Annotated in this window: 20 protein-coding genes, 1 pseudogene and 1 riboswitch; of the genes and pseudogenes, 1 reads left to right on the top strand and 20 read right to left on the bottom strand. The window is 56.6% G+C overall.

Annotated features, from left to right (window positions below):
• Positions 1–7: 7 nt before the first annotated feature.
• The 13 genes from glmM to U9R25_16490 all read right to left on the bottom strand — a co-directional run bounded on the left by glmM (position 8) and on the right by U9R25_16490 (position 13,894).
• Complete coding sequence (gene glmM / locus U9R25_16550) at positions 8–1,393, bottom strand: phosphoglucosamine mutase (GenBank protein ID MEA3337510.1); 1,386 nt, start codon at positions 1,391–1,393, stop codon at positions 8–10.
• Positions 1,394–1,404: 11 nt separating this feature from the next.
• On the bottom strand, positions 1,405–2,394 hold the full coding sequence (gene gmd / locus U9R25_16545; GenBank protein MEA3337509.1) for a GDP-mannose 4,6-dehydratase: 990 nt from the start codon (positions 2,392–2,394) through the stop codon (positions 1,405–1,407).
• Positions 2,395–2,416: 22 nt separating this feature from the next.
• A complete protein-coding gene (locus U9R25_16540) occupies positions 2,417–3,367 on the bottom strand; it encodes a GDP-mannose 4,6-dehydratase (GenBank protein ID MEA3337508.1) in 951 nt (316 codons plus the stop codon).
• Positions 3,368–3,442: 75 nt separating this feature from the next.
• Positions 3,443–4,645 (bottom strand): methionine adenosyltransferase, encoded by a 1,203-nt coding sequence (gene metK / locus U9R25_16535; protein MEA3337507.1) that lies wholly within the window; start codon positions 4,643–4,645, stop codon positions 3,443–3,445.
• Positions 4,646–4,758: 113 nt separating this feature from the next.
• On the bottom strand, positions 4,759–6,015 hold the full coding sequence (gene ahcY / locus U9R25_16530; GenBank protein MEA3337506.1) for an adenosylhomocysteinase: 1,257 nt from the start codon (positions 6,013–6,015) through the stop codon (positions 4,759–4,761).
• An 80-nt stretch (positions 6,016–6,095) separates the two neighbouring features.
• A complete protein-coding gene (locus U9R25_16525; GenBank protein MEA3337505.1) occupies positions 6,096–6,959 on the bottom strand; it encodes a GNAT family N-acetyltransferase in 864 nt (287 codons plus the stop codon).
• A gap of 12 nt (positions 6,960–6,971) precedes the next feature.
• Complete coding sequence (locus tag U9R25_16520) at positions 6,972–7,949, bottom strand: carbohydrate kinase family protein (protein MEA3337504.1); 978 nt, start codon at positions 7,947–7,949, stop codon at positions 6,972–6,974.
• Positions 7,950–8,013: 64 nt separating this feature from the next.
• Entirely contained in the window at positions 8,014–8,991 is a 978-nt protein-coding gene (locus U9R25_16515; GenBank protein MEA3337503.1) for a site-specific DNA-methyltransferase, read from the bottom strand.
• A gap of 127 nt (positions 8,992–9,118) precedes the next feature.
• Positions 9,119–9,298, bottom strand: a riboswitch (SAM riboswitch).
• A gap of 84 nt (positions 9,299–9,382) precedes the next feature.
• Positions 9,383–9,958, bottom strand: a complete 576-nt coding sequence (gene ruvA, locus U9R25_16510; protein MEA3337502.1) for a Holliday junction branch migration protein RuvA — start codon at positions 9,956–9,958, stop codon at positions 9,383–9,385.
• Positions 9,959–9,997: 39 nt separating this feature from the next.
• The gene (locus tag U9R25_16505; protein ID MEA3337501.1) at positions 9,998–10,699 is read right to left on the bottom strand and encodes a response regulator transcription factor; all 702 of its coding nucleotides are present in this window, start codon (positions 10,697–10,699) and stop codon (positions 9,998–10,000) included.
• Between the two features lie 59 nt (positions 10,700–10,758).
• A complete protein-coding gene (gene ruvC / locus U9R25_16500; GenBank protein MEA3337500.1) occupies positions 10,759–11,250 on the bottom strand; it encodes a crossover junction endodeoxyribonuclease RuvC in 492 nt (163 codons plus the stop codon).
• Positions 11,251–11,281: 31 nt separating this feature from the next.
• The gene (locus U9R25_16495; protein MEA3337499.1) at positions 11,282–12,028 is read right to left on the bottom strand and encodes a YebC/PmpR family DNA-binding transcriptional regulator; all 747 of its coding nucleotides are present in this window, start codon (positions 12,026–12,028) and stop codon (positions 11,282–11,284) included.
• A 204-nt stretch (positions 12,029–12,232) separates the two neighbouring features.
• Positions 12,233–13,894, bottom strand: a complete 1,662-nt coding sequence (locus U9R25_16490) for a CTP synthase (GenBank protein MEA3337498.1) — start codon at positions 13,892–13,894, stop codon at positions 12,233–12,235.
• Between the two features lie 463 nt (positions 13,895–14,357).
• Between U9R25_16490 and U9R25_16485 the strand changes: the two genes are divergently transcribed.
• A complete protein-coding gene (locus U9R25_16485) occupies positions 14,358–17,084 on the top strand; it encodes a cation-translocating P-type ATPase (GenBank protein ID MEA3337497.1) in 2,727 nt (908 codons plus the stop codon).
• A 77-nt stretch (positions 17,085–17,161) separates the two neighbouring features.
• Here the strand turns inward: U9R25_16485 and U9R25_16480 are convergent, their stop codons facing one another.
• The 7 genes and pseudogenes from U9R25_16480 to larA all read right to left on the bottom strand — a co-directional run bounded on the left by U9R25_16480 (position 17,162) and on the right by larA (position 24,791).
• Positions 17,162–18,637, bottom strand: coding sequence for a DUF4129 domain-containing protein (locus U9R25_16480; GenBank protein ID MEA3337496.1), 1,476 nt, complete (start codon positions 18,635–18,637; stop codon positions 17,162–17,164).
• Positions 18,634–20,010, bottom strand: a complete 1,377-nt coding sequence (locus U9R25_16475; GenBank protein MEA3337495.1) for a DUF58 domain-containing protein — start codon at positions 20,008–20,010, stop codon at positions 18,634–18,636. The genes U9R25_16480 and U9R25_16475 overlap by 4 nt, the downstream gene beginning before the upstream one ends.
• A 79-nt stretch (positions 20,011–20,089) precedes the next feature.
• Positions 20,090–21,025 carry a MoxR family ATPase gene (locus U9R25_16470; protein ID MEA3337494.1) on the bottom strand — a complete coding sequence of 312 codons (936 nt, stop codon included), beginning with the start codon at positions 21,023–21,025 and terminating at the stop codon, positions 20,090–20,092.
• A gap of 218 nt (positions 21,026–21,243) precedes the next feature.
• The gene (locus U9R25_16465; protein ID MEA3337493.1) at positions 21,244–22,284 is read right to left on the bottom strand and encodes an SIS domain-containing protein; all 1,041 of its coding nucleotides are present in this window, start codon (positions 22,282–22,284) and stop codon (positions 21,244–21,246) included.
• Positions 22,281–23,201 carry an ROK family protein gene (locus U9R25_16460; protein ID MEA3337492.1) on the bottom strand — a complete coding sequence of 307 codons (921 nt, stop codon included), beginning with the start codon at positions 23,199–23,201 and terminating at the stop codon, positions 22,281–22,283. The genes U9R25_16465 and U9R25_16460 overlap by 4 nt, the downstream gene beginning before the upstream one ends.
• A gap of 77 nt (positions 23,202–23,278) precedes the next feature.
• A pseudogene (locus U9R25_16455) lies at positions 23,279–23,398 on the bottom strand (SDR family NAD(P)-dependent oxidoreductase).
• A 124-nt stretch (positions 23,399–23,522) separates the two neighbouring features.
• The gene (larA, locus tag U9R25_16450) at positions 23,523–24,791 is read right to left on the bottom strand and encodes a nickel-dependent lactate racemase (GenBank protein MEA3337491.1); all 1,269 of its coding nucleotides are present in this window, start codon (positions 24,789–24,791) and stop codon (positions 23,523–23,525) included.
• Positions 24,792–24,852 lie beyond the last annotated feature (61 nt).

The raw sequence follows: 24,852 nt of genomic DNA, 5'->3' as shown, positions 1-24,852 counted from the left end.
AGCAGCGTCAATTTCCTTGGGCCTGCGGGATCTCTGCCACTATCGTTTGCAGAATCTGTTGAGTTTCTCTCTTGAGAGCGTCCAGCGGTTGGCCTGCTCCCTGGATCATAACCCGCACCACCGGCTCCGTGCCTGAATAGCGCACGTTGATCAGCGTATCGGGGCCGAGTAACTCATGAGACCGTTCTATCTGTGCCTGCACGCCGGACAGTGTCTCCAGCGATGGTTTAGCCGGAACCGGTGCCTTATCCAAAACCTGAGGAACCTTCGTCAAAAAGCAAGCCAACTCCGAAAACCTCTGAGGTCTCTTCCGCAATAAAAGCTGGCTCATCCATAGGGCGGTATAGAGTCCATCGCCAGTCGTCAGTCCGTTCTCGAACATGATAATATGTCCCGACTGTTCCCCGCCCAGGACATAACCCTTCTCCCGCATACGCTGGGAGACCCAACGATCGCCCACCCGTGTACGCTCCAGACTGACACCAATTTGCCTCAGCGAAATATCGAGACCCAGATTTGCCATGATCGTGGAAACGACAGTGTCGCCCGCCAGGGTGCCGGCGGCCTGCATTTCCCGCGCCATGATAGCCAGGATATAATCGCCATCCCGCTCAACACCGGTCTCGTCGACGAATTTGCAGCGGTCTGCATCGCCATCGAAGACAAAACCAACATCGGCACCAGCTGCCAACACAGCCTGCCCGGCACGACGGGGACCATCCCCTTCCGTGCCACAATCGACATTGATATTGGTGCCGTTAGGCCAAACGTTCAAAGCCACGACCTCGGCACCGAGACGGCGAAAGACATCGGGAGTCAGTAGAGTAGCCGCGCCATTGGCACAGTCCAGTACGACTCGTAACCCGGATAGCGCGCCAGGACCGCCAAATACCTCAACCAGGTGTTTTGCGTAGCTTTGTCCCTCATCCGGGATTTGCCGATCCACACCGGGGAAATCGTTGGTCTGCCAGCTTTGATCATTCTGTAGCGCCAGGTCTTCGATGTAGGTCTCCAGATCATCGCTGGCCTTGAACCCACTATCTTCGAAAACCTTGATTCCGTTATCCCAATAGGGGTTGTGGGAAGCCGACACGACGACCCCCAGGGTTGCACCCATCTGGGTCGTCAGATAGGACACCCCTGGCGTGGTGAACGGGCCGAGTACCATCGCGTCGACCCCCTGGGCCAAAATGCCAGCAAGGAGAGAGCTTTCCAGCAAGGGGCCTGAGCGTCGGGTATCACGGCCCAAAACGACAACAGGCTGTTCACTGCCTTCTTTGGCAGCCTGGCCAATCGCCCGGCCCAAACAAAGTGTAAATTCGGGAGTCAAGGGCCATTCGCCCGCCTTGCCGCGAATTCCGTCTGTACCGAACAGGGACTGATCGCTGCTCATGCTTCCCTCACTCAGGCGTGGCCAAATTGGGGCCGGTGCCTGTTCTTCTTCAGAGCTTCCAGGTCTGCTTCCACCATGAGCTGCACCAGCTCACCGAAGGAAACACTGGGCTCCCAACCCAGCAAACCACGAGCCTTGCCGGGATCACCTACCAGCAGATCAATCTCGGCAGGTCGCATAAACCGCTCATCCTGCACTACATACTCGCGCCAGTCCAGGTCCACGAAACCAAAGGCCTGCTCGCAAAACTCCTGGACTGAGTGGGTCTCTCCCATGGCTATGATGTAATCGTCCGGCTCATCTTGCTGGAGCATCAACCACATGGCCTGCACGTAATCAGGTGCATATCCCCAGTCTCGTCGGGCATCGAGGGTACCCAGGCGCAGCTCATTGTCCAGGCCAAGCTTGATCCGGGCAACACCATTGGTGATCTTATGGGTCACGAACTCCAGACCACGACGGGGACTCTCGTGATTGAAGAGAATACCCGAACAGGCAAAGAGGTCGTAGCTCTCCCGATAATTCACAGTAATCCAATGTCCATAGACCTTGGCAACACCGTAGGGTGAGCGAGGATAAAACGGGGTGGTCTCTTTCTGCGGAACCTCGCGCACTTTGCCAAACATCTCGCTGCTACTGGCCTGATAGAACCGAATCCCGGGATTCACAAGGCGGATCGCATCCAAAATTCGGGTCACACCCAGGGCGGTGAACTCACCGGTGAGAACCGGCTGCTCCCAGGACGTAGGTACGAAACTCTGAGCAGCCAGATTATAGACTTCGTCCGGCTGGTACTCCTCGAGGATATTGATCAGTGATACCTGGTCCAGCAGATCCCCCTGTACCAGCGAAACCCTATCCTGGAAATGTCTTATTCGATCGAAATTGATGGTGCTTGTGCGTCGCACCATTCCAAAAACATCGTAGCCCTGTTCCAGCAAAAACTCTGCCAGGTAAGAGCCATCTTGTCCGGTAATACCTGTGACCAATGCCTTGGGCATGTTATCCTAACTCCGTGAGCGCCTAACGAAGCCGCTGGCGCCAGTCTTTAAGAATATCCCGCAGACTCTGTTCGAAACTGATTTCTGGTTGCCAACCCGTCGCCGCCACAAGCTTTTTGTTGTCGGAGACACTGACCGGCACGTCCGAGGGTCGCATACGGGCAGCATCCCTCTGCACAGAGATATCGACTTCACTGAAGCTCAACAGAACATTGAGAAGGTCTTCGATCGACCGATGCGACCCACTCCCGATATTATACACACCGCCGGGCTCGCCCTGAGCCAGGATCAGCCAGTAGGCCCGAACAACATCCCGTACATCGGTGAAATCGCGGCGGGCCGTCAAGTTGCCAACCCGAACGATGGGTTCGCGTAAACCGGCCTCCACCTCGGCAATCTGCCGCGCAAAGGCCGGTGCAACGAAACGATCACCTTGCCGGGGACCAATATGGTTAAATGGCCTGACTCGTATTACCTCCATGCCGTAGGAACGATAATACTGCCAACCCATAAGGTCCTGGGCCACCTTGCTTACTCCATACGGACTGATCGGACGTAACGGGGTGGCTTCGTCCACGGGCAGATCATCTGGATCAATGAGGCCATATTCCTCATTGGAGCCGACGACGAGCACCCGGGCAGACAACTGCTGCTCGGAAACTGCCTGTAGCACATTGACCTGGCCCTGAACGTTTTGCTCGAAAGTCGTCCATGGATGCTGCCAGGAGAGTGGCACAAAGGATTGTGCGGCCAGATGAAAGATCAGATCGGGCCGCACATCAGCGACGATTTCCGCTACTGCCGCAGGGTCGCGCAGGTCTGCCCGGTATATGGCCACATGATCGCGCAGATGGGCCACACGCCCGTCCTGGCGATGTATTGTGCCCGCCACCGCATAGTCTGTATGGCGAAGCAGATAATCGGCAAGATGGCTCCCTGCAAATCCGGCAATACCGGTAATGAGTGCCTGCATGAAACCGTTTCCTTGCTGATTATTATACCGTCACTCGGTAGCCAGGGCAATAAAGATGGGCTGCGGAAGTCTGAATTACCCGTCCAGACCGGCTGCCTTTCGCAGAACGTCGGCTTTGTCAGTGCGCTCCCATGGTGCGTCGATATCGGTGCGACCAAAGTGGCCATAGGCAGCGGTCGCCCGGAAGATTGGGCGGCGCAGGTCCAGATCCCGGATAATCGCCGCCGGCCGCATGTCGAAGTTTTCATGGATCAGTTCAATGATCCGTTGATCAGAGATATTGCCGGTGCCGAAGGTCTCAACACTCACCGAGAGAGGTCGCGCAACGCCGATGGCATAGCTGATCTGCAGCTCCATACGCTCAGCCAAGCCTGCCGCCACACAATTCTTGGCGATATAGCGAGCCATGTAGGCGCCCGATCGATCCACCTTTGTCGGATCCTTGCCACTGAACGCACCGCCACCATGGCGCCCGACACCCCCGTAGGTGTCCACGATAATCTTTCGGCCAGTCACACCAGCATCTCCCAGCGGTCCACCGATCACAAAACGACCGGTCGGATTGACAAAGACCTTTGTATTCTCATCAAGCAAACCGTTGGGCACAACATACTTGATCACTCGTTCGTAAAGATCCGCCTGAATCTTGCTATGTTCCACATCGGGCGAGTGCTGCGTGGAAATGACAATCGTATCCACCCGCTTGGGCTTTCCATAGACATACTCAACGGTAACCTGACTCTTGCCGTCTGGACGTAAGTAGGGAAGGGTGCCATCCTTACGCACATGGGACAGTCGTTTCGTCAGAGCATGGGCCAGCGCGATGGGCAATGGCATTAGCTCCGGCGTCTCATCACAGGCGAACCCGACCATCATGCCCTGGTCGCCGGCACCAGTGGCCTCGATGCCCTTATCGGTCATCTCGCCTGTCCGGTGCTCCAGGGCGTCATCCACACCCTGAGCGATATCCGCCGATTGCTCCTTGATCGATACAATCACGCCGCAGGTCTCGGCATCAAAGCCGAATTTTCCACGGGTGTAGCCGATATCGGAAACAACCTCACGGACCAGTGCACCGATATCAACATAGGTGCTGGTAGAAATCTCGCCCATCACTAAAACGAGACCGGTGGTCACAGCAGTTTCACAGGCCACGCGGGCATCCGGATCATCCTTGATGATGGCGTCCAGCACCGCATCGCTGATCTGGTCGCACATCTTATCGGGATGGCCTTCTGTCACAGACTCTGAGGTGTAAAAAAGCTGCGGTGATGTCATAAATGTCGTACTCATTGTCCTCTCCTAACTTATGTCAATATGTCAGCATATCAATATTCCAGGCGGAGTTTCTGGCCTATTAGCATTTAGACATCTGACATCATGGCATTTCCCTAAGTTCCTTCCGTCCAGGACGTCAGGTAGGCTTCCTGCTCAGGTGTCAGGACATCAATCTTAATGCCCATGGCCTCAAGCTTGAATCGGGCGATCTCCTGGTCCAGGTGCTCCGGCACCGCGTAGACATCGTTGGCCAATTCACTGCCGTGGTCTCGCAGGTAAACCGCACTCAAGGCCTGGTTGGCAAAGCTCATATCCATGACGCTGGCCGGGTGTCCCTCAGCCGCAGCCAGGTTGACAAGACGGCCCTCGCCAGCCATGTAGATGTTTCTGCCATCCGGAAGCTGGTACTCGTCCAACTGATGACGTACCCGTCGCTTCTCGCTGCTCATCTCCTCAAGGGCAGGAATATTGATCTCGACGTTGAAATGGCCCGAGTTAGCCAGAATCGCGCCATCCTTCATCACCTCGAAGTGATGCCTGTCAAAAACGTGGATGTCGCCGGTGGCGGTGCAGAAGATGTCACCGATCTGAGCCGCTTCCATCATCGGCATGACCCGGAAGCCATCCATGACAGCCTCAAGGGCCTTGAGTGGCTCCACTTCAGTTACCACCACGCTTGCGCCCAGGCCCTTGGCCCGCATCGCAATGCCGCGGCTGCACCACCCATAACCACCGACCACGAAGGTCTTGCCTGCCAACAGAATATTGGTTGCCCGGATGATTCCATCCAGGGTGCTCTGGCCCGTGCCATAACGGTTATCGAAGAGATGTTTGGTCATCGCGTCATTGACAGCAATGACCGGGTACTTCAGTTGCCCATCCTTTGCCATGGCCTTGAGACGAATAACCCCCGTCGTGGTCTCTTCGGTGCCACCAATGACGTTGTCAAGCAGTTCTTCTCGATCCTTATGGAGCGTCGCCAGCAAGTCCATGCCATCATCCATGGTCATGTGGGGTCTATGATCCAGGGCGGCATTCAGATGCTGGTAGTAGGTCTCGTTGTCCTCACCCTTGATCGCATAGACGGGCATCTCGTAGAAAGAGACGAGCGCGGCAGCGATGTCATCCTGGGTGCTGAGGGGATTGCTGGCCGTCAATACCACATCGGCGCCACCAGCTTGCAGCACCCGCATCAGGTTAGCGGTTTCTGCGGTAACATGCAGGCAGGCACTGAGCCTCAAGCCATCCAGGGGGCGCTCGTCGGAAAGACGATCCTCGAGCATATTGAGAACCGGCATCTCCCGCGCGGCCCACTGCATACGAAAACGACCTTCTTCGGCAAGACCAATGTCTCTAATATCGTAATCCACGTTCTTTCACCTCTTGATTTGGTAGATTTCCAATGGGCGACGAGGACGTAACAGGTTTTTGCCCGCCACTCGCCGCAGATCTATTTTTTGTCGACGACCAGGCCGTATCTGGCGACCTGATCACAAGTCTTCTCAACGCCTATTCCCTCAAAAAAGGGACAGTAACTCTGGTAGCCCAACTTCTGATAGACCCGAATAGCAGCGGCATTATCGCCATCTACGTTGAGTACGACCAACATACCTCGACTCAAAAGCTCGCGGGTGACAGCAGTGGTTACCAGTTGTCCGAACCCGCGGCCTCGCCATGCCGGATGGGTGTAAAGGTTGCCCACCGCCGCCACGGCCCAGGTGGGCGCCACCAGATGCGTGCCTGCAACAGCCAGCAACTCACCAGCATGTTCCAGCCCAACAAAAACACCCTCGGGCACCTGTGAGGGCGAGAAGGCATCGGGAACGAAAGCACCACCCGCGCTGTACAAGGTGACCAATGCCTCCACATCAGAGATGCCCAGGCAACGCAACTTCCAGGTACGATTCGCTCCAATCGGCGCATCGACCGGAAGGAACCTCTCAGGAGTTACAGTCATGCGCCACATGGGTCGCACCCTATCCAGCCGAAAATCGTAGCGCTGCTGAAAGATGGGCAGGTGCTCGACCTGGGCACTCATGTACATGGTACCTGGCAGCATACCCCGGCGAAATATCTCGGCGATACCGGCCACGTCACCCATGCAGAAAAGAACTGGCGGCTCCAGACCCTGATAGATCAGCATCAGGGCTTTACCCTGACCAGCACTTTCAGCCAGGTACCAGGTGCACTGCGAAAAATGCACATCTTCCAGGTCACCGATTGCATAAGCACCGTAAATGGGATCCCTCTGCAGGAAGGCATGCAACTCGGCTTTATCGGTTGTTAAGCGTACCGTGTAGAATTGGGAGCACATGGCCTCCTTCCTCTACACTCCACTCGCCCCGCTCGCCAGCAATTCCGCCAACTCCGGCGCGTCGCCGAATTCCTGGCGATATCGCTCGACAAACTCGTCAAGATGGTAGTTGTGGTTCATGGTGCCCGACTGCTCGATCACATAAACAGCGGCCAGGCTGGCCATCCGGCAGGCGACTTCCCAGGAAAAGCCGTGTACCATACCGGTCATGAGCCCAGCCCGGTAGGCATCACCGACGCCGGTGGGTTCGGTGATCTGCCGCGCATTGGCAGGCTCGACCTCCATGCGAAAATCCTTACCGATGACAGACGAGCCCTTGGCCCCAAGGGTGACAACTATCACATCCACCTTGTCAAGAATGGCAGCCTCGTCGAGACCACTCTTTTGTTTGACCATCTCATACTCATACTCGTTGACTGTCAAGACGCGAGCCCCTTGCATCGACTCCACCAGTTCAGGACCTGCCATACGAGCCAGTTGTTGACTGGGGTCATAGACGAATGGGACATTGAGTTCCCGGCATTCCTGAGCTGTCTTTTGCATCGCTTCCGGGTCGTTAGGAGAAATGATCACCAGATCCTCGGAATCGAGGCCCAGATCACCCAAAGAAAGCTCCCTGGCACGAGCCATGGCACCGGTATAGAAGCTGGCGATCTGATTGTGATCCAGATCGGTAAGCACCGTGAAGGTGGCTGTGAATTCATCCTGAAAGATCCCCATGGCGGAGGTATCCACGCCCTTCTCCTCCAACCATTCACGGAAAGGGGCAAAGTCCTTACCGGCTGCGCCCATCAGCTTGGGACGGTTGCCCAGGAGAGCGAGACTGAATGCAATGTTAGGGCCAGTACCACCCATGTAACTTTCCTTGGTATCGGCCAGAAAACTGACACTCAGCTTATCGATGTGCTCGGGCAGGATCTGGTCCTTGAAATAGCCAGGATAGGTTAACAGATTGTCAAAAGCGACCGAACCGGTTACTACAATGGTCATAGGGATAATCCAAAACAGTCAGTGAATTGGCGAATGCCTGGCTGACAATGCTTGATCGTCATCATCAGGATTGATTGTTCGATGCCCGTTTTACCCGCTCATTGGCCATATCGCAATAGCTCTGTGACAGGTCATATCCCACATAATGCCTGCCCGTGCCAATCGCTGCCACGGCCGTCGACCCGGCACCCATGAAGGGGTCCAGCACCAGATCGCCCGCACTGGTGTATAGCAAAATGAGCCGGCGAGGCAATTCCACAGGAAAGGGCGCCGGATGATCGCCGCCTGACTCGGTAGTCATCGCCCAGACGGTATCGCCCGGATGGCTGAAGTACTGCCATGCTGCCCGGGCCATCGATTCGGCAATCCAGCTGTCGTCCTTTTGCCGGCGACGAGCATCCTTGAGCTTGCCTGCCAGCTTCTGCTGCAACTCCTCAAGTCCAGATCCCCGGTCACCGCCATCGTGAGACCTCATCATCTCCTCCGGACGCCAGATGCTTCGGGTCCAGTCGACAAATTGCCCGCCGCGAATTCCAGATTTACCGCCGTCCGCAAGTTTGAAGCTTTCCTTGGAGAAAACCATGATGTACTCGTGGACATCTCTCAGAACCGGGTCGGAGGATCTGGCAAAACTGCCCCAGGCGGTGCTGACTCCAGCGCTGGCACCCTTATCCCAGAGGATTTCACCCCGCATAAGCCAGTTGAGGCCTTCCTCGCGTGCCATCCGCAAGAGCTCACTGGTGATAAGTGCGTTGAGCGGCAGGTAGGGCTTCCGGTTGGTATTGGCCACGTTGATGCAGAGGCGTCCGCCTGGCACCAACACCCTGTAGCACTCGCGCCAAACCTCGTTCAGAAACTCCAGATATTCGTCCAGCGGCAGATTGTCCTGATGATCGGTGTAGGTCTTGTTGATATTATAGGGTGGCGAGGTCACAACCAAATGCACGCACGAATCGGGCAGGTGTGCCATCTGCCGCGCGTCGGCGCAGAAGATGGTGTCGCTTGGCACTTTTTGGTTCTTTTCGCCCAACATTGCTGTCATGAAATCCTGTTCCCGGCGCAACGCCATGGTACTTCAATGTCCAAAAATGCTCAAACAAGGATCAAATAACCTCTTCCTGCGAAACGAAAAAAAACACGCTCCGAGGAGCGCGCCGTTCAGGTCGTCCCTCTCATCTTCCAGATGGGTAATGCAAACCATCTGCCGGAATTGGCACCGTGGCTGTCGCAAAGCGACAGTCTACCATTATCGGAGTCGTCGCTCAGACCTTTGGATAGACAGGAAAATAACGACAGATCCGGTTGCCGGGGGGTCATAGGGCCGGTCCCTCACCCCCTCTGAATAAGAGTCTTCAGTATCTTCAGTTTTTCGCGGCGGGCAATGTAACACAAAGGATGGAATTTGTCAAAAATCCCCGGTAGAAAAAGACCCTCTACCCAAAACTGAGAAGCGCCAGACGGAGTCGCTCCTCCACGTCGGTGACATCCTGTGGCAGGCCCTGAACAGCCCGCTGAGCCTCCACCACGCTGTAACCAAGAGCGGTTAAGGCGTCGATTACTTCTGCATCTGCCTCGCTCAACGCAGCCAGTTCAGGCGGCGTATCTTCCCAGGCTCCCACCTTGTCCTTGAGTTCCAACACGATCTTTTGAGCTGTCTTTTTTCCGATTCCGGGAACACGGGCCACAATATCTGCCTGTCCCTGGCCGATGGCGAGGCGTAGGGAATCGGCAGGCATGGAAGAAAGTGTTGTCAACGCCAGCTTGGGGCCGACCCCGGAAACACCCAGCAGTTGTTGGAACAGGATCAGATCGGGCCGTTCTGCAAAACCATAGAGGGAAAGCTCCTGCTCCCGAACGTGAAGGTGAGTCAACAATAGCACTTCATCGCCAGGACGAACAGAAGCCAGGACATCCACCGGGACACGGACTCGCACGCCCAGACCGCCGAGCCCGACGACCAGAGAATCCTCATCAAGAGCAAGTACCCTACCATCGACACTGGCAATCATTTCCTGACCTCAGCAACGTTTAGCCCTCAAGAGAGCCTGTTAATCGGGGCTTCTGAAGCGGTAACCCGTGCCCCGAATGGTTTGAATATGGTGCGGTTTGGAAGGGTCTTCTTCGATCTTCTCCCGAAGTCGCCGAATAGTGACCTCTATCAGGTTGGTACCGCCAATAAACTGGTATCCCCAAACGGTCACAAAAAGATCCTTTTTGTTCAGGGCTTTTCCTGCATTGCTCATCAAAGTATACAACAGTTTGAATTCAATGGGAGTCAAGTGTACCTGTTCCCCATCCACGGTCACTTCGTGCGCATCGGCATCGATACTAACCTGCCCGATAGCAAGCAAGACCGGGCTGCGTTTTTCCTCGACCCACTGCATGCGGCGAAGGATAGCAAATATCCGTGCCTGGACCTCCTTGAAAGTGAATGGCTTGGCAATGTAATCGTCGGCCCCCAGTTCAAATCCCCTCACAAGATCGTCGGTACCACCCAGGGCTGTCAGCATCATGACGGGAACATCGGAACGTTTTCTGATTTCCTCACAGACGGTGAACCCGTCCACCTTCGGCATCATCACGTCGAGGATAACCAGATCGTACGGTTCGCTCAGAAAACAGGAAAGGGCCTCATCGCCATCGCCGACCGCGGTGACGTAATGACCGGCGGCTTCCAACGACATGCGAACCAGGTTGCGCAGCGGCGCTTCATCTTCGGCGATTAGTATCCGTGCACTCGGCAACGGCATGGAAAGAGTACCTCAACAGAGAATGACAGCGTTTATCAGAACATGTAACGAGCGATAGCTTATAGACCCGCTTCCAATTGACGTAGTCGGAAGGAATGAAGATGGCAGATGGCTACAGCTGCCGCATCGGCTGCATCATCCGGTTTGAGAATCTCGTCGAGGCCAAGCAACAGACGAACCATTTCCTGCACTTGCTGCTTGTCTGCCCCACCATAGCCAGCCACGGCCAACTTCACTTCGCTTGGTTTGTAATGATGGACGGGTAAGCCGGCCTGGGCTGCCGCCAGCAGCACAACACCTCGTGCGTGACCAACGCTCATCGCGGTACGCACATTCTTGCTGAAAAACAATTCTTCCACCGCCACAGATTCGGGGCGATAACGCTCAATCAAAGTGCTTAACTCACGATGGATGATCAATAGCCGGTCCTGAAGCGGGGTGTTCGCCTTGGTAGTAACTACACCACACTCCACAAGCTCAAGATCAATATCCTGAGCAACAAAACCATAACCGGTTATCGCTGTGCCAGGATCGATCCCCAGTACCAGCAAGCGTCGCTCCGATCTCTCCAGCCATCGATTGTCAAACAGCCAGATCTGCTAGGATTTCATCGGAAATATCGAGGTTGGAGTAGACGTTGGTGACATCCTCCAGATCTTCCAGGCTTTCGATCAGGGCCATGGCAGCACGTGTTGTCTTTTCGTCCAGGCTCAGCGGCGTCTTGGGAGTCTTGGTCAACTCCGCCGTATCGACCTCGAACCCTTCAGCCTCAAAGGCATCCTGCACCCTCTTCAGATCGGCGGGTTCGGTATAGACTTCGGCAATGCTATCGCTGAACTCCACATCGTCGGCCCCTGCCTCCAAAGCCACCATAAAGACATCGTCCTGCTCGTGTCCGCCCATAGGTAGGGCAATATACCCTCTCGACTCGAACTGCCAGGAAACAGAACCACCCTCGCCCAGGGTGCCGTTGCCACGGTTGAGCACATAACGGATTTCGGCGATCGCCCGATTGCGATTATCGGTCAATACTTCCAAAAACAACGCCACGCCGCCAGGACCATAACCCTCATAGGTTATCTCCTCGAGTTCGGCACCCTTTTCAAGACCGGCACCCCGCCGAATTGCCCGGGCGATATTGTCCTTGGGCATGTTGGCAGCTTTAGCCTTGTCGACAATCAGGCGCAATCGGAAATTGAACTCCGGATCGGCGCCATCACGGGCCGCTACCTGGATCTCCCGCGCCATCTTGGTGAAAATAGCGCCCCGTCTGGCGTCGTTTACACCCTTTTTTCTTTTGATCGTTGACCATTTTGAATGACCTGACATCGTCACTCACCTCCTACAAGCTGCATCATCGACCCACCGCGGACATTGGCATCCGGTGGCCTCAAGCGCCCCACACGGTGCAATCGCAGCCGGTAATTGTCCTAAAATTATACCACAGCTAATCAAGATTGCCAGCAACCACGAGTCGGTTTCGCGTAACCATCATCTTTGACACTGGCAGCAATCCCATGCCCCTCCCCCGCTCTACTGGGTGGCGTCGTCTTCTACAGCACTCTGCAAACTCTTACTTTGATCCAGGACCGCCTGCAAAAAGGCCAGGAACAGGGGATGCGGTCGGTTAGGCCGGCTCTTGAATTCAGGGTGGAATTGGCTGCCAAGCATCCACGGATGGTCCCGCAGCTCTGCGATCTCCACCAGCCGGTCGTCAGGCGAGATCCCGCTGAACACCATACCGGCCTCCTGCATGCGCTCACGGTAGGCATTGTTGAACTCAAAGCGATGGCGGTGGCGTTCATCGATTCGATCCTGGCCGTAAGCCTGGTAGGCCTTGCTGCCAGGCTGAAGCACGCAGGGGTAGGCACCCAAGCGCATTGTCCCACCCATGTCGGCGATATCCCGCTGGTCGGGCATCAGGTCGATGACCGGGTGAGGGTTATTGGGATCAAATTCGGTGCTGTTGGCACGCGCTGCTTCGAGCACATGGCGAGCAAACTCGATGCACATCACTTGCATTCCCAGGCAAAGGCCGAGATAGGGAATGCCATTCTCGCGGGCATAACGGGCAGCGGTTACCTTGCCTTCGATGCCACGCTCTCCAAAGCCACCTGGCACTACAATACCGCCAGCGCCTTCCAGCAACCCAAGACCCTCTGGGGTCTCCAGGCGTTCCGATTTTATCCACTGGACCTCCATGGTCCGTCCAAGGGCGACCGATGCATGGGTCAGCGCCTCTTTGACACTCATGTAGGCGTCGTGCAGATCTACATACTTGCCGACCAGGGCTATGCGCAACGGCGATAGTGATTCCGTATCAACCTGTTCGTTCATCAGATCCAGCCGGTCGACCCACTGTCGCCACTCAGCCAGATCGGGCACCCGCCACCCGTAGCCAAGACGGCTGGTCAGCCAATTGCCCAGGCCAAATTCCTCCAACATCAGCGGCACCTCGTAGAGGCTCTTGACGGTGGTTAAAGGCACCACCGCTTCCGGTTCCACATCGCAAAAGAGGGCAATCTTGTCTCGAAGACTTTGCTCGACCGGAAAGTCAGAACGAAGCACGATCACATCTGGTTGGATACCGATGCCGCGCAACTCCCGCACGCTATGCTGGGTAGGCTTGGTCTTGAGTTCACCTGTGGCCCCTATCATCGGCAGAAGCGTGACGTGAATATAAAGCACGTTATCCCGCCCCATATCCTTTCGCATTTGCCGGATACCCTCAAGGAATGGCAAACCCTCGATGTCACCCACAGTCCCGCCAACTTCGACGATCACCACCTCGGCATCGCTTTCCCGGGCCACCAGGCCGATGCGCCTTTTGATTTCATTGGTCACATGGGGAATCACCTGAATAGTGCCGCCGAGATAGTCTCCCCGCCGCTCTTTTCGCAACACATCTGCATAGATCTGTCCAGAGGTGACATTGCTGGCCTGACTGAGATTGACATCGATAAAACGTTCGTAGTGCCCCAGGTCCAGATCGGTCTCGGCACCATCCTCAGTTACGAACACCTCACCATGCTGGTAGGGTGACATAGTGCCGGGATCTACATTGAGATAAGGATCGAGCTTCTGGATCGAAACAGATACGCCCCGGCTCCTCAGCAGTCGTCCAATTGCGGCAGCAGTTACCCCTTTTCCCAGGGAACTTACCACACCTCCGGTGATAAAAATGAGTTTGGTCATGACAGCCTCTGCAAAACAGGATTCGACAGACAACGACTTCGCGGTCACGCTGCGGGCAGATGTCAAAAAAAGCAAAAGACACGGTCAGAAGCTGCCGTGCCTTCGCCGCCACCGTAGCGGCTCGAATTCGAAACTGGGCTCCGAGCCAGGTACGCCCTGACCTGATGGGTTGACTGGTGGCAATAAAAAATCCCGCACAACACGGGACTGCATAGTAGCATAGATGGGAAGGGGAGTCAATCGGCGGTGCCATGGAAGCGACATTGCATATCTCTTGATTCTGCGGTATGATTTCTGCGCTTTTCAGATAGCAATCTTGGCTGCGGTGCAACATTTCAGCTGCCTGAGCAGCGACGGAAAGACCGATCGCTCCACGACAGATCATCAAAGCAATGCTGCCCAATGGGAAACGACGACATGCGTTTCGTCAACCCGAGCAGCGATCAGGAGGACAAACCAAACTGTGTCGACACAGTGGTATAAACTAACGGCAGATGAGACTGTTCAACAGCTGGAAACAGATGTTGAAAAGGGGTTGACCGACGCGGAAGCCAGGCGCCGTCTCGAACAATATGGCCCAAATGAGTTGGTGGAAGGGAAAACCAAGGAATCCTGGCGCATTTTCCTGGACCAGTTCAAGGAGGTCATGGTCATTGTTCTGATGGTCGCCGCGCTGGTGTCCGGGTTACTCGGCGAGTGGCTGGAAGTGGTGGTCATCCTGGCGATCGTCTTGCTCAATGCCATCCTCGGATATACCCAGGAACGCAAGGCGGAAGAGGCGATGGCCGCCCTGAAAAAGATGTCGGTCCCCACTGTCCGTGTCCGGCGCAACGGTCATATTCGCGAGGTCTTGTCTACCCAACTGGTGCCTGGTGACATCCTTCTTGTGGAGGCAGGCAATATTGTGCCAGCCGACGCCCGAGTGATTGAGAGCGTCAACCTGAAAGTCGAAGAAGCGACGCTAACCGGCGAATCGGAGCCCGTCGAAAAGGTGGTGACCGTTCCCTCTGGTGATAATCCACCCTTGGGTGACCGGACGGACATGCTCTTCATGGGCACGGTGATTTCCTACGGGCGGGGAACCGCTGCTGTCACCGCCACCGGTATGAATACAGAGTTGGGCAAGATTGCCGACCTGATCCAGGGAGTCGAGGAAGAGATGACGCCCCTTCAACGCCGGTTGGCTGACCTGGGCAAGACCCTTGCCTGGGCCGCTCTGGGCATTGTCGCTGTGGTCGTCGTCCTCGGAATACTGCGCGGTGAAGATCTTGAAACTCTCTTCCTGACCGCCGTCAGCCTCGCGGTGGCAGCCATACCAGAAAGCCTGCCTGCCGTGGTTACCATCACGCTGGCCCTCGGTTCACAAAGACTCCTCAAGCGACAGGCGCTCATCAGGAACCTCCCTTCGGTGGAGACCCTGGGCTCGGTTACCGTCATCTGCTCCGACAAGACCGGCACCCTCACCGAAAACCTCATGACGGTGACGATTCTGGACACTGCCGGCAACACAAAGACCATCGAAACGATGGTAGAACAACGGGAGGACCTGCTCCAGGCCCACCTGATCAGCCCCGAATCCTCTCCTGAGCTTACCGCCCTGAGCGTACTCGTTCGCGCTGGCGCTCTGTGCAACGACGCCCTCCTGGAATCTGATGACAGTGGCGGCGTCGTTGCAATCGGCGATCCCACTGAGGCCGCTCTGGTTTTGGCTGCCCACCAACTGGGCTTTGAAAAGGCCGAACTGGAGAAAGAATGGCCCCGTGTTGGCGAGGTGCCCTTTTCCTCAGAACGCAAGCGAATGACCACAGTCCACCAGATGAGCCCCCTGGTCAAACAGTCCGATGTGCCCTGGCGGGATTCACCTTCCGTCCTGATGACCAAGGGAGGCGTGGACACCATGCTTCCCATCTCGACCAAAGTGCTGGTGGACAACGAGATCGTGCCGATGGACAACGAGATGAGAGAGCGAATCTTGTCGTCCAATGCACGGCTGGCCCAACAGGGTCAACGTGTCCTGGGCGTCGCCTTTCGATTCTGCGACAGGGAAGAGCCTCCGACAGATCCCACGGAACTGGAAAACGACATGGTTTTCGTCGGCCTGGTCGCCATGATGGACCCACCCAGGCCAGAAGTGCGGGAAGCGGTCGCTGTGGCACGGGAGGCAGGCATTCGTCCTGTCATGATCACAGGTGACCATCCTCTGACGGCGCTGCAGATCGCCAGGGACCTGAACATCACCGACAATGGCGACGTTCTGACCGGCCAGGAACTGGACCATATGTCGGTCGAAGACCTGCAGAAAGTGGTTGACGATGTTTCTGTGTATGCCCGAGTCGCTCCGGAACACAAGCTGAACATCGTTCAGGCTCTGCAACAAAATGGGGAAATCGCCGCCATGACGGGCGACGGGGTTAACGATGCACCGGCTCTGAAACGGGCCGATATCGGGGTTGCCATGGGCATTACCGGTACCGACGTCTCGAAACAGGCCTCGGACATAGTCTTGCTGGACGACAACTTCGCTACCATTGTGGCAGCCGTCGAAGAAGGCCGGGTTATCTACGACAACATCCGTAAGTTCATCAAGTACACCCTGTCCAGCAATATCGGTGAGCTTTTTGTGATGCTGGTAGGACCATTCCTGGGAATGGCGCTTCCCTTGTTGCCTCTCCAAATCCTCTGGATCAACCTTGTCACCGACGGTTTACCGGGCCTCGCTTTGGCCCAGGAGAAAGGGGAGCGCGGTGTGATGCAGCGTCCCCCATTTGAACCCCAGGAGAGCGTGTTCAGTCGCGGCATCGGCACCCAGATCATCTGGATTGGCACTATGATCGGGCTGATCTCCCTGGGAATCGGCTACGCGTTCTGGCGTCAGGACGCCAGCGGTCCGTGGCAGACCATGATTTTCACCACGCTGGTGTTTGCACAGCTGGGCAATGCGCTGGCAATCCGTTCCAACGTTGATTCCCTCTTCACCATCGGGGCTTTTTCCAACCGGTTGATGGTCATCGCCGTCGCGGCCGGGATATTGCTTCAGCTGGCGCTGATTTACGTTCCCCTGCTTCAGAGAATCTTTGGCACCCAAGCCCTCTCCATTGCCAACCTGTTCGTCTGTATGCTTGGCGGTGTCGCCGTCCTTGCCGTTATCGAGCTGACGAAGTGGTTGGGTCGCCGCCGAGGTCGCGAATAAGTCAGCAACTTCAAAAAGGCAAAGGCGTCGAGGCTACTGCCTGCACTGCCCGCAACCGGATGCTTCGCGGAGGATGCTCACTGCGCAATAGGCGAAACATCAGCGTCCGGGGAGGGACTCGCCCGCAGGCGCTTATAGGCGGCCCGCAGGTCATCCAACTCCTCCCGGCTGGAGGGGAATTCCCCGTAATGGACGCCGACATAGGCGTCGGTAATGATCCTGGCTTCGGATTTCGCTTCCGGAAACGCCATCTCCAGGTCGGCCAGATATTCGTACGGTGTAACGGCCTTGCGCCGCGGATACCCCCGTCCGCGGGAAAGGCGTGTCATATTGGCATAGATGTTACGAACGGAGATCGCTGCCAACAGATCACCGCTCATGCCAAAGCGTGTCACGTTGCCAATCGCGCTTCTTAATCGATCGCCGGCGTTGCGCAGCAGGCCGGCCAGGGCATCCCCCAGGTTCGCATCGAGGTTTTCATGAGTCTCCGCGTGTTCCCGGCGTCGTTTCCGTTCCTTGCCCAACAGCCAAAGCCCCATCCCGACGAGCCCTATCAGGATCGCACCACCGCAGATGTAGCGAACGATATCAAACGCGATTTGGACATAGGGTGTCGCACCAGGTTCCTGAGCCGCTTCGTCGAGTATTTGAAAGCTCTGAAGGGTCTCGCCGAAGCCTTGATCCATCATGACCTCGATCCCGCGAGCGAAAAACGCTGCGAGCCATTCAAGCAGCGGCTCCAGCGGTGAAAGAATGATAAAGAGAAACCGTGCGATCAACCTCAGGAGGCCCTCACCAACAGGTGCCCAGAGGTCGCGCACAGTTTGTATCCCCTCCGGCCGGGCAACCAACAGGAAGATGGCACCGATCGCCAGAATGAGAAAGACCGTTCCGGCTAACAGGGCAAGCCAATAGAGATCGAATATCTGCCCCACATCCCCCTTTAGCTGCCCCACTTCCTCCTGCCGCGCCAGAGCCACGGAAATCAGGCTGAAGAAAAAGAAGGGGAAGACGAACGCCATAACCTGGAATTCGACCTGGTAGGACAACAGGAGAGTCCCACCGATCAACAGGAGTAGCCCCAGCCGAAACGAAAAGGAGACCGTTTCAAACGTATACTCCCTTCGACTGAGCGCCAGGCCTCGCCACCATAGGAATAGCACGGTCCCCAATATCGCCCAATACGAAGTACTGTTCCCTCCCTGTATCAGCTGAAAGCCCGATTCCTTGATCCAGATGAAGTCGCCTGACGGCAGATCGGGATAGAGAAAGATGCGCCAACCCAGCAAGACGAACACAGGCAGCGCCAGCAGCATCAAAAGGCGCTCTACCGTTAAATCGATCTGAAAGTGGTCGGCTGCCTCCGTCCAGAAATGGAAGCCCAGCATCAGAGCGCCAAGCAGAAAAGCGACCAAAAAGGGTGGATACTGGCGAGCGGGTTCAACGAAGATCAGGAAGATAGGGGTAAACCAGGATATCTCCATGCCCGCATAGGCAACGCGCAGCAATTCTGCTCGCCACGAAAGCATAGGAATGGGCAGGGAAAAAGTCATGTGGCTTTCTCCCCATCAGGCAGATCGACCACATCGCCGTCGGGCAGCCCCCCAGTAATGGAGCGCACCAGAATACCCTCAAGCAAGGGATCGTCAGGATCGAGCTCTTCAAGGCTCACCAGAACGATGCGCCTGCCCTCCAGGCGAAGATCAGCAAGACTTGCCTTCAAAGCCTCGGTCACCACCGCCGTAACCACGATCAACGTACTGCCCCACGGCAGCTTGGGACTCTCCTGTCGAACCAGGTCCTCGATCTGTTTGGTTGCCACTGCAGACACGGCAGCCAACGCCTCCATGATTCGGGTAAGCTGGCCCGGACTTCGCCCCGGCAGCACTTTGATGGCTTGATCTGACTCGGGCAGGGCACCGTTGCTAATGATACCCACGGGCCAGCGCGCCTCGATGGCATGGGCTGCTATCGAGGCGGAGACGCTAACGACTCGTTCCATGCGCTCAGGGATAAAGCCCTGCCAGTGCTTGGAAAGGGTTGCCACGTTGAGAATGATAACCAAATTGTGAGCTGTCGATGGTTCGTATACACGACTCTGCAGGTTCTGCCGGCGCGCGGTAGCTTTCCAGTGAATCCGCCGAAAGTCATCGCCGGGATAGTAATCTCGCACGCCGACTGTTCGGATGGGGTCATCGAAGAGCTGGCGGGATGCCCTGGTGGGTCCAAATGGTTCTTTCGGGGGCAAACCCAGGTCGGTGAGGCTCTCCACTTTTGGATAGATAATAAACCACTGGCGGCGACCTATCCGCCGTTTGCGGCTGAACAGCCCGAAAATATCGCCTGCCTCCAGGTCCACCGGACCAAACGGAAAGAAACCCCGCTGGGTGCATTGGATATGATAACGCCTGCTGACTCGCTGGTACCAGCGCAGGGCAAACACCAGATTGACGCGGCCCACGGTTTGCACATCGGTTGCAGCCACCTCGATGCCATCCAGGGACAGTGCCATTGGCACCCGATCGGTGATCCGCAACCAGCTCACCGGAAGGATCTTTTTGTTGACGACAGACAGGTCAAGATCAATCGTCTCGCCCACAAACGCCCGCCGCTCGCCAAAAGTGCGGCTATACTCGACACCGGTCAAGGCGAAACGGTCCCAAAGCCAACCAACAACGGACACCAGGGTCAATAGGCCGGCAATGAGGACCAGAGCGCCTTGCTGCAAGAAGATGCCCACCGTAAAGAGAATCATCGCCATGGCCAGCCAGGCGTCGTTCCACTGGGTTTCCTTCTCGGAATCGACGATCAGACGCCGTCGCAACCCTCGAGCCGAAGGATAGGCACGCGCGGGTGCAGTCGCCCCTCCCAAAAAGGGCGTGGCCGACGAAATTGGCGCCTGGGTTTCGTTGCTCTCTTCGGGCATAGACGGCTTTCAGAAGACCGCAGACGACAGACGGCGGACCGCTTCCCGAAGACGGTGGTCAGCGGTCGGTGGTCCTCAGTCAGGACACAACCGGCACCGGCACCTGGTCGGCAATTTCAGCTATTACCTCTTCAGGGGTACGACCGCGCAACCGCGTTCGGGGGCTGATGTGAATGCGATGGGTCATCACGTAGGGCGCCAACACCTTTACGTCGTCAGGCAGGACGAAGGCCCGGCCCCGTATCGCGGCCATTGCCTGACAGGCACGGTAGAGAGCCAGCGTGCCTCGAGGGCTGACCCCCAAGTCAACAGAGGGATGCTCCCGGGTTTCCCGGACGACCTTGACCAAATAGGTGCGCACAGACTCCTCAACCCGGACTGTGCGCACCTCGGCCCGGGCGTCAAGGAGCTGAGCGGAGGACATGACCGGCTCCAGGGCCTCAAGCGGATCCTCCCGTTCATACCGGATCAGAATCTCGTTTTCCTGGTCCTCATCGGGGTAGCCAAGACTGATCTGCATGAGAAAACGATCGATCTGGGCCTCAGGCAAGGGAAAGGTACCCTCCAATTCGATGGGATTCTGCGTAGCAAGTACCAGGAAAGGATTGGGAAGTTGGTAGGTCTCCCGATCCACGGTGATCTGCCGTTCCTGCATGGCCTCCAACAATGCCGATTGGGTGCGTGGGGTAGCCCGGTTGATCTCGTCGGCTAACACAACCTGACTCATCACAGGTCCTGGGCGGAATTCAAACTCCTGCGACTTCTGATTGTAGAAGTTGATACCAGTTACGTCGGAAGGCAGAAGGTCTGGCGTGAATTGGATGCGGGCAAATGAAAGATCGAGAGAGCGCGCCAGCGTTTTCGCCAGGGTTGTTTTGCCGGTGCCGGGCACATCCTCGAGCAGCACATGTCCGTCGGCAAGCAAGGCTACCAGCAGCAATTCGACCACGTCGTCTTTGCCGATGATCACCTTGCCGATATTGTCGGCCAGCGCTTTAGCAATATCTTGGATCACAGGGGGGTCCTTTCCACGCGCAATCCACCAATTTCGGTCTGTCGTCGTTCCATACACCCATCCGCGGCCGTTGGGGTTCAAACAGCGCACGGCTTGCGGCATTATAGCATCCAAGCATGTTCATCACAAGCATTCCAGAGACGGGATTGTGTATCGAAAGTGGTGGAAAAGTCGGCGGAGCGACTTTAGCTTGGGCATAACTCCATCACTTTGAGGGGTTATTCCCTTGAGGTCACCTTTTGTGCGTGGGTGAAACTCCCCGCATCGTGGCCGCGCAGTTGTGCCAGAGTCAACGAAAGCATTTGCGCAGGGAGGATCTCAAGGAGCGGCAGGGCAGCCTCGGGCACAGGAGGGAGGGTAAACACTTTTCGGGGTGCCGATTGTTCCACCAGCGCGGCTCGCCCTCCAATCCGGCGGATGTCTTCCGCCAAACGACGGTTGAGCGCCGCGGTGCGGGGCAATCCAGTATAGACCAGCACAAAATGCGATGCACCGACCATCTCCAGCGGGCCGTGACGAAAGGCTGCGCCGCTCATCCCCTCGCCGGGGAAGCGGGCGGCTTCTTTGATGATCAATCCTCCCGTCCCTACTGCTGCCAGGGAGGGACCGCGCCCGATGAGGGTCAGACGCTGAATGGGGGCGAGTATCCCGGTCAGCGTTTCAAGATGGGTTTGCCAATCTGATAAATACATCTCTACCCACGCGGGGGTTTTCCGCAGAGCGTTCAGCGTTTCCTGCGCTGAACGGCCCGTGAGCTCATCTCCCAGCCAGGCCAGCACAGCCAGCGCAGTAATGTACGTTTTGCACGAGACGGAATGTTCCGCGCCAGCGCGAGTCAGGATGAGCGCATCGGCAGTCTCCGCCAACGGGCTGTCTGGGCTGTTGGAAACAGCAATGACCGGGGAGATTCCGGCGTTCAGCTCAAGCAGGCGCAGGATTTCGGCACTCTGGCCAGATTGCGAGACGACCACCAACAGGGTCTGAGGATCAAGCAACCGCGGTGCGTAGTGAATCAGTTCAGCCGTTTCGATGAACTGCGCAGAAACCCCGCGCCCGATCAAGGTAAGCATCAGCGGATAAAGTGCGTGGAGCGATGATCCCATCCCGGTGAGTACTACCCGGCGCAGTTTGCCGGCAGCCAATTGAGAAGGGATATCGCCCACACTGGCTGTCTTCTCTAATGAGTCCAGAGTCGCTCGCAGGGCTTGGGGCTGGAATAGTATATCTTGAACATAGGGGTTTTTAAGCAGGTTCGTCATAGTTGGTTGCTCCGGTAGCGTAATGTCCATGCGCAGGCTGCCCCAATGATGCCGACATCATCTCCCAGGGCTGCCGGGACGAGTCGGACCTTCTCACGGGGAACAAAGCCACAACTGGATTGGATAGTTTCCTGAATTTGGGGCCAGAATAAATCGCGGCGGCGCATCAATCCGCCGCCGATGGCGATCACTTCGGGGGTGAACAGGGTGACCAGGTTCGCCAGCCCCAAACCCAGATAACGCCCTGTCCGGGCAACAGTCGCTTTTGCATGGGCATCAGCACGGGTACAGATCTCGCGGGCGCTCAGGTTCATGTCGCTGTGCTCCGCGGGCGCGTTGTCTCTGAACCAACGCTGCATAGCGGAGCCGCTTGCCAGACTCTCCCAACAGCCGTGCGCCCCGCAGGCACAGGCTGGGCCTGCGGGGTCAATGACGTGATGGCCGATTTCCGGGTGCGCGCCATCCACACCGCGGTAGAGTTGGCCATCCACGATCAGCCCGACGCCGATCCCGGTGCTGATGGTGACATAAAGAAAGGTGCGTACATCGCGGCCTGCGCCCCACATCCATTCTCCCAGCGCAGCCGCGTCGGCGTCGTTTTCCATCGCAACGGGGAGGCCAAAGCGACGCTCGAGTTCGGCGACGATGGGGGCATTCTCCCAGCCGGGGAGAAAATCCACATTTCCGATGATGCCGCTCTCAGGGAACACCGGGCCGGTGCAGCCAATCCCGATTCCCCGTGCCGGGATGTCGTTCACCGGTGGCAGGCCCCGGGTCAGGGCGGCGATGCGTTCGAGTCCATCGGGGAAGCCCCGCTCCGGCTCAGTGGGGCATTCCGCACGGGCGTGTACTTGTCCTTTGTCATCTACCAAACCCACGGCGATTTTCGTGCCACCGATATCAACGCCGACGATCATTGTTTTACCGCTCCTTCGGTCATGCCAGACGGCTCGTAAAACGAGGGCCATCTTCTCTTCTGCCTCAGTGAGGACGGGGCCCCTGCTTCTGCAAGTCGGTAGGCTATCGCTTTACCGATTCCGGCAGCCGCGCCTGTGACCAGAGCGTGTTTTCCCTTGAGCGATATCAATTGGTCCAGACTTTGTAGATTATCCATGCCATTTCCTTGTAAACGTTGCGGTAGATCCGGTCGTTCGTCCGCCTACCTGAATTTCCTTTTCATTCCCGAAGTTTACGCCCATTCCTGATTTATGCAGAATCCTGACTTCTCCGACAGACTGCTAGGGCTGCCTTGAAATCATCGGAATGGTGGCATTGGCGAAAGGCATAACGCCAATTCGGGCGTCAGGGGGCAGCGCAGCCAAAGATTGCGAGAGGGCTACATCCAGGCTGCTGGTCGGGTTGAGCAACAGGCCGCGGGCAAAGTCATCCGACATCTCAGAGATCAGAAGAACACGTACTCTGGAAGAATCACGGGCAATTTGAAACGCCTTATGCGGCCCAATACGGAACCCTTCCTGTTGAAAGCTCTCAAATACATCTTGAAATGATGTTTTGCCCTTCATCCACTGTTCATACTTGGCGCTGCCACTCCCCTCAGGACAGGCAGCAGCCAAAATAATAGTGCCGCCTTCTTTTGTCACCAGAGCGGCGTGGGCCAACCCTTTTTGGGTTTGGTAGATGTTGATGTCTTTGGGGTGCCCCCCCGGCGAGACAAGCATCAGGTCAAACAACTCCGGTACAGGTACCTGATAGAGATTTCTAACCTGGAGAATGCCCCTTTTCATAACGGCGGTCGGTTCTCCGGCGACGACTTTCACTATCCGCTTGTGGCTATTGAGAACAGCATTCAAGGCAAAGTGAATACCTGCTAAACGCCCCATCTCTTCGACATCCTGCCGGGCGGGATTATCGTCAAAACTGCCAAGTTTTGCCTGGGGCTCGGTCATCAGGGCGTGGTTGTGATTGATTGTGTCGCCGCCGCCCAGACCAATAACAGCGCTCTTTGCCCCGCCGGAGAATCCCATGAATTGATGAGGCTCAATGTTACCCACCACGATACGCAGATCAGCCCGGGCGAAATGTTTGTTGATCCACACCGGGGTGCCACGTTCCGTTTGGCCCAGATGCACCAAACGCTTCTGGTTGCCGGCATCATGGCAAATGACCGGGTAACGTGCCAGAATATCAGCAGGTACCACCCGTTCAAATTCCTCCGGCGGCATGGGGGAATGGGTGCCGGTAGCAATCAACAGAGTGATAGCTTCCGGAGCCAAGCCCAATTCCTCCAAGCGTTCCAGCAGCGGCGGCAACAAGAACTCGTGCGGCACAGGTCGCGTTTTATCGCTTATAGCAACAGCCACCGATCTGACATCGCCAAAATCCCTTAAGGTTCGACCGCCGAGCGGGTTATCCAGCGCCCGGTTTACTTCCTGCCGTGGGTCTTCAGCAGCAGGCACCTCTGCAGGGGTCAGCAGTGTGATGTTCAACGAGTCGGGTAAGTTAAAGGCAAGATGCCTTTTTCCGTAGGGCAAGGTGTATTGAGCCACAATCCTCCTTCAAAATGGTTTTTGCGTTCACTTTTCGCAGTGAACAACCTGAGCCAGCTGC

The organism is Chloroflexota bacterium (assembly GCA_034717495.1).
Taxonomy (GTDB): domain Bacteria; phylum Chloroflexota; class Anaerolineae; order JAAEKA01; family JAAEKA01; genus JAYELL01.
Note: the sequence above shows the minus strand (reverse complement) of the source record. Positions and strands in the feature narration are given on the sequence as shown.

Excerpts from the sequence above, each read along its gene's own strand:
- glmM (MEA3337510.1), bottom strand. The coding sequence starts at position 1,393 with ATGAGCAGCGATCAGTCCCTGTTCGGTACAGACGGAATTCGCGGCAAG.
- gmd (MEA3337509.1), bottom strand. The coding sequence starts at position 2,394 with ATGCCCAAGGCATTGGTCACAGGTATTACCGGACAAGATGGCTCTTAC.
- U9R25_16540 (MEA3337508.1), bottom strand. The coding sequence starts at position 3,367 with ATGCAGGCACTCATTACCGGTATTGCCGGATTTGCAGGGAGCCATCTT.
- metK (MEA3337507.1), bottom strand. The coding sequence starts at position 4,645 with ATGACATCACCGCAGCTTTTTTACACCTCAGAGTCTGTGACAGAAGGC.
- U9R25_16525 (MEA3337505.1), bottom strand. The coding sequence starts at position 6,959 with ATGTGCTCCCAATTCTACACGGTACGCTTAACAACCGATAAAGCCGAG.
- U9R25_16520 (MEA3337504.1), bottom strand. The coding sequence starts at position 7,949 with ATGACCATTGTAGTAACCGGTTCGGTCGCTTTTGACAATCTGTTAACC.
- U9R25_16515 (MEA3337503.1), bottom strand. The coding sequence starts at position 8,991 with ATGACAGCAATGTTGGGCGAAAAGAACCAAAAAGTGCCAAGCGACACC.
- ruvA (MEA3337502.1), bottom strand. The coding sequence starts at position 9,958 with ATGATTGCCAGTGTCGATGGTAGGGTACTTGCTCTTGATGAGGATTCT.
- U9R25_16505 (MEA3337501.1), bottom strand. The coding sequence starts at position 10,699 with ATGCCGTTGCCGAGTGCACGGATACTAATCGCCGAAGATGAAGCGCCG.
- U9R25_16495 (MEA3337499.1), bottom strand. The coding sequence starts at position 12,028 with ATGTCAGGTCATTCAAAATGGTCAACGATCAAAAGAAAAAAGGGTGTA.
- U9R25_16490 (MEA3337498.1), bottom strand. The coding sequence starts at position 13,894 with ATGACCAAACTCATTTTTATCACCGGAGGTGTGGTAAGTTCCCTGGGA.
- U9R25_16480 (MEA3337496.1), bottom strand. The coding sequence starts at position 18,637 with ATGACTTTTTCCCTGCCCATTCCTATGCTTTCGTGGCGAGCAGAATTG.
- U9R25_16475 (MEA3337495.1), bottom strand. The coding sequence starts at position 20,010 with ATGCCCGAAGAGAGCAACGAAACCCAGGCGCCAATTTCGTCGGCCACG.
- U9R25_16465 (MEA3337493.1), bottom strand. The coding sequence starts at position 22,284 with ATGACGAACCTGCTTAAAAACCCCTATGTTCAAGATATACTATTCCAG.
- U9R25_16460 (MEA3337492.1), bottom strand. The coding sequence starts at position 23,201 with ATGATCGTCGGCGTTGATATCGGTGGCACGAAAATCGCCGTGGGTTTG.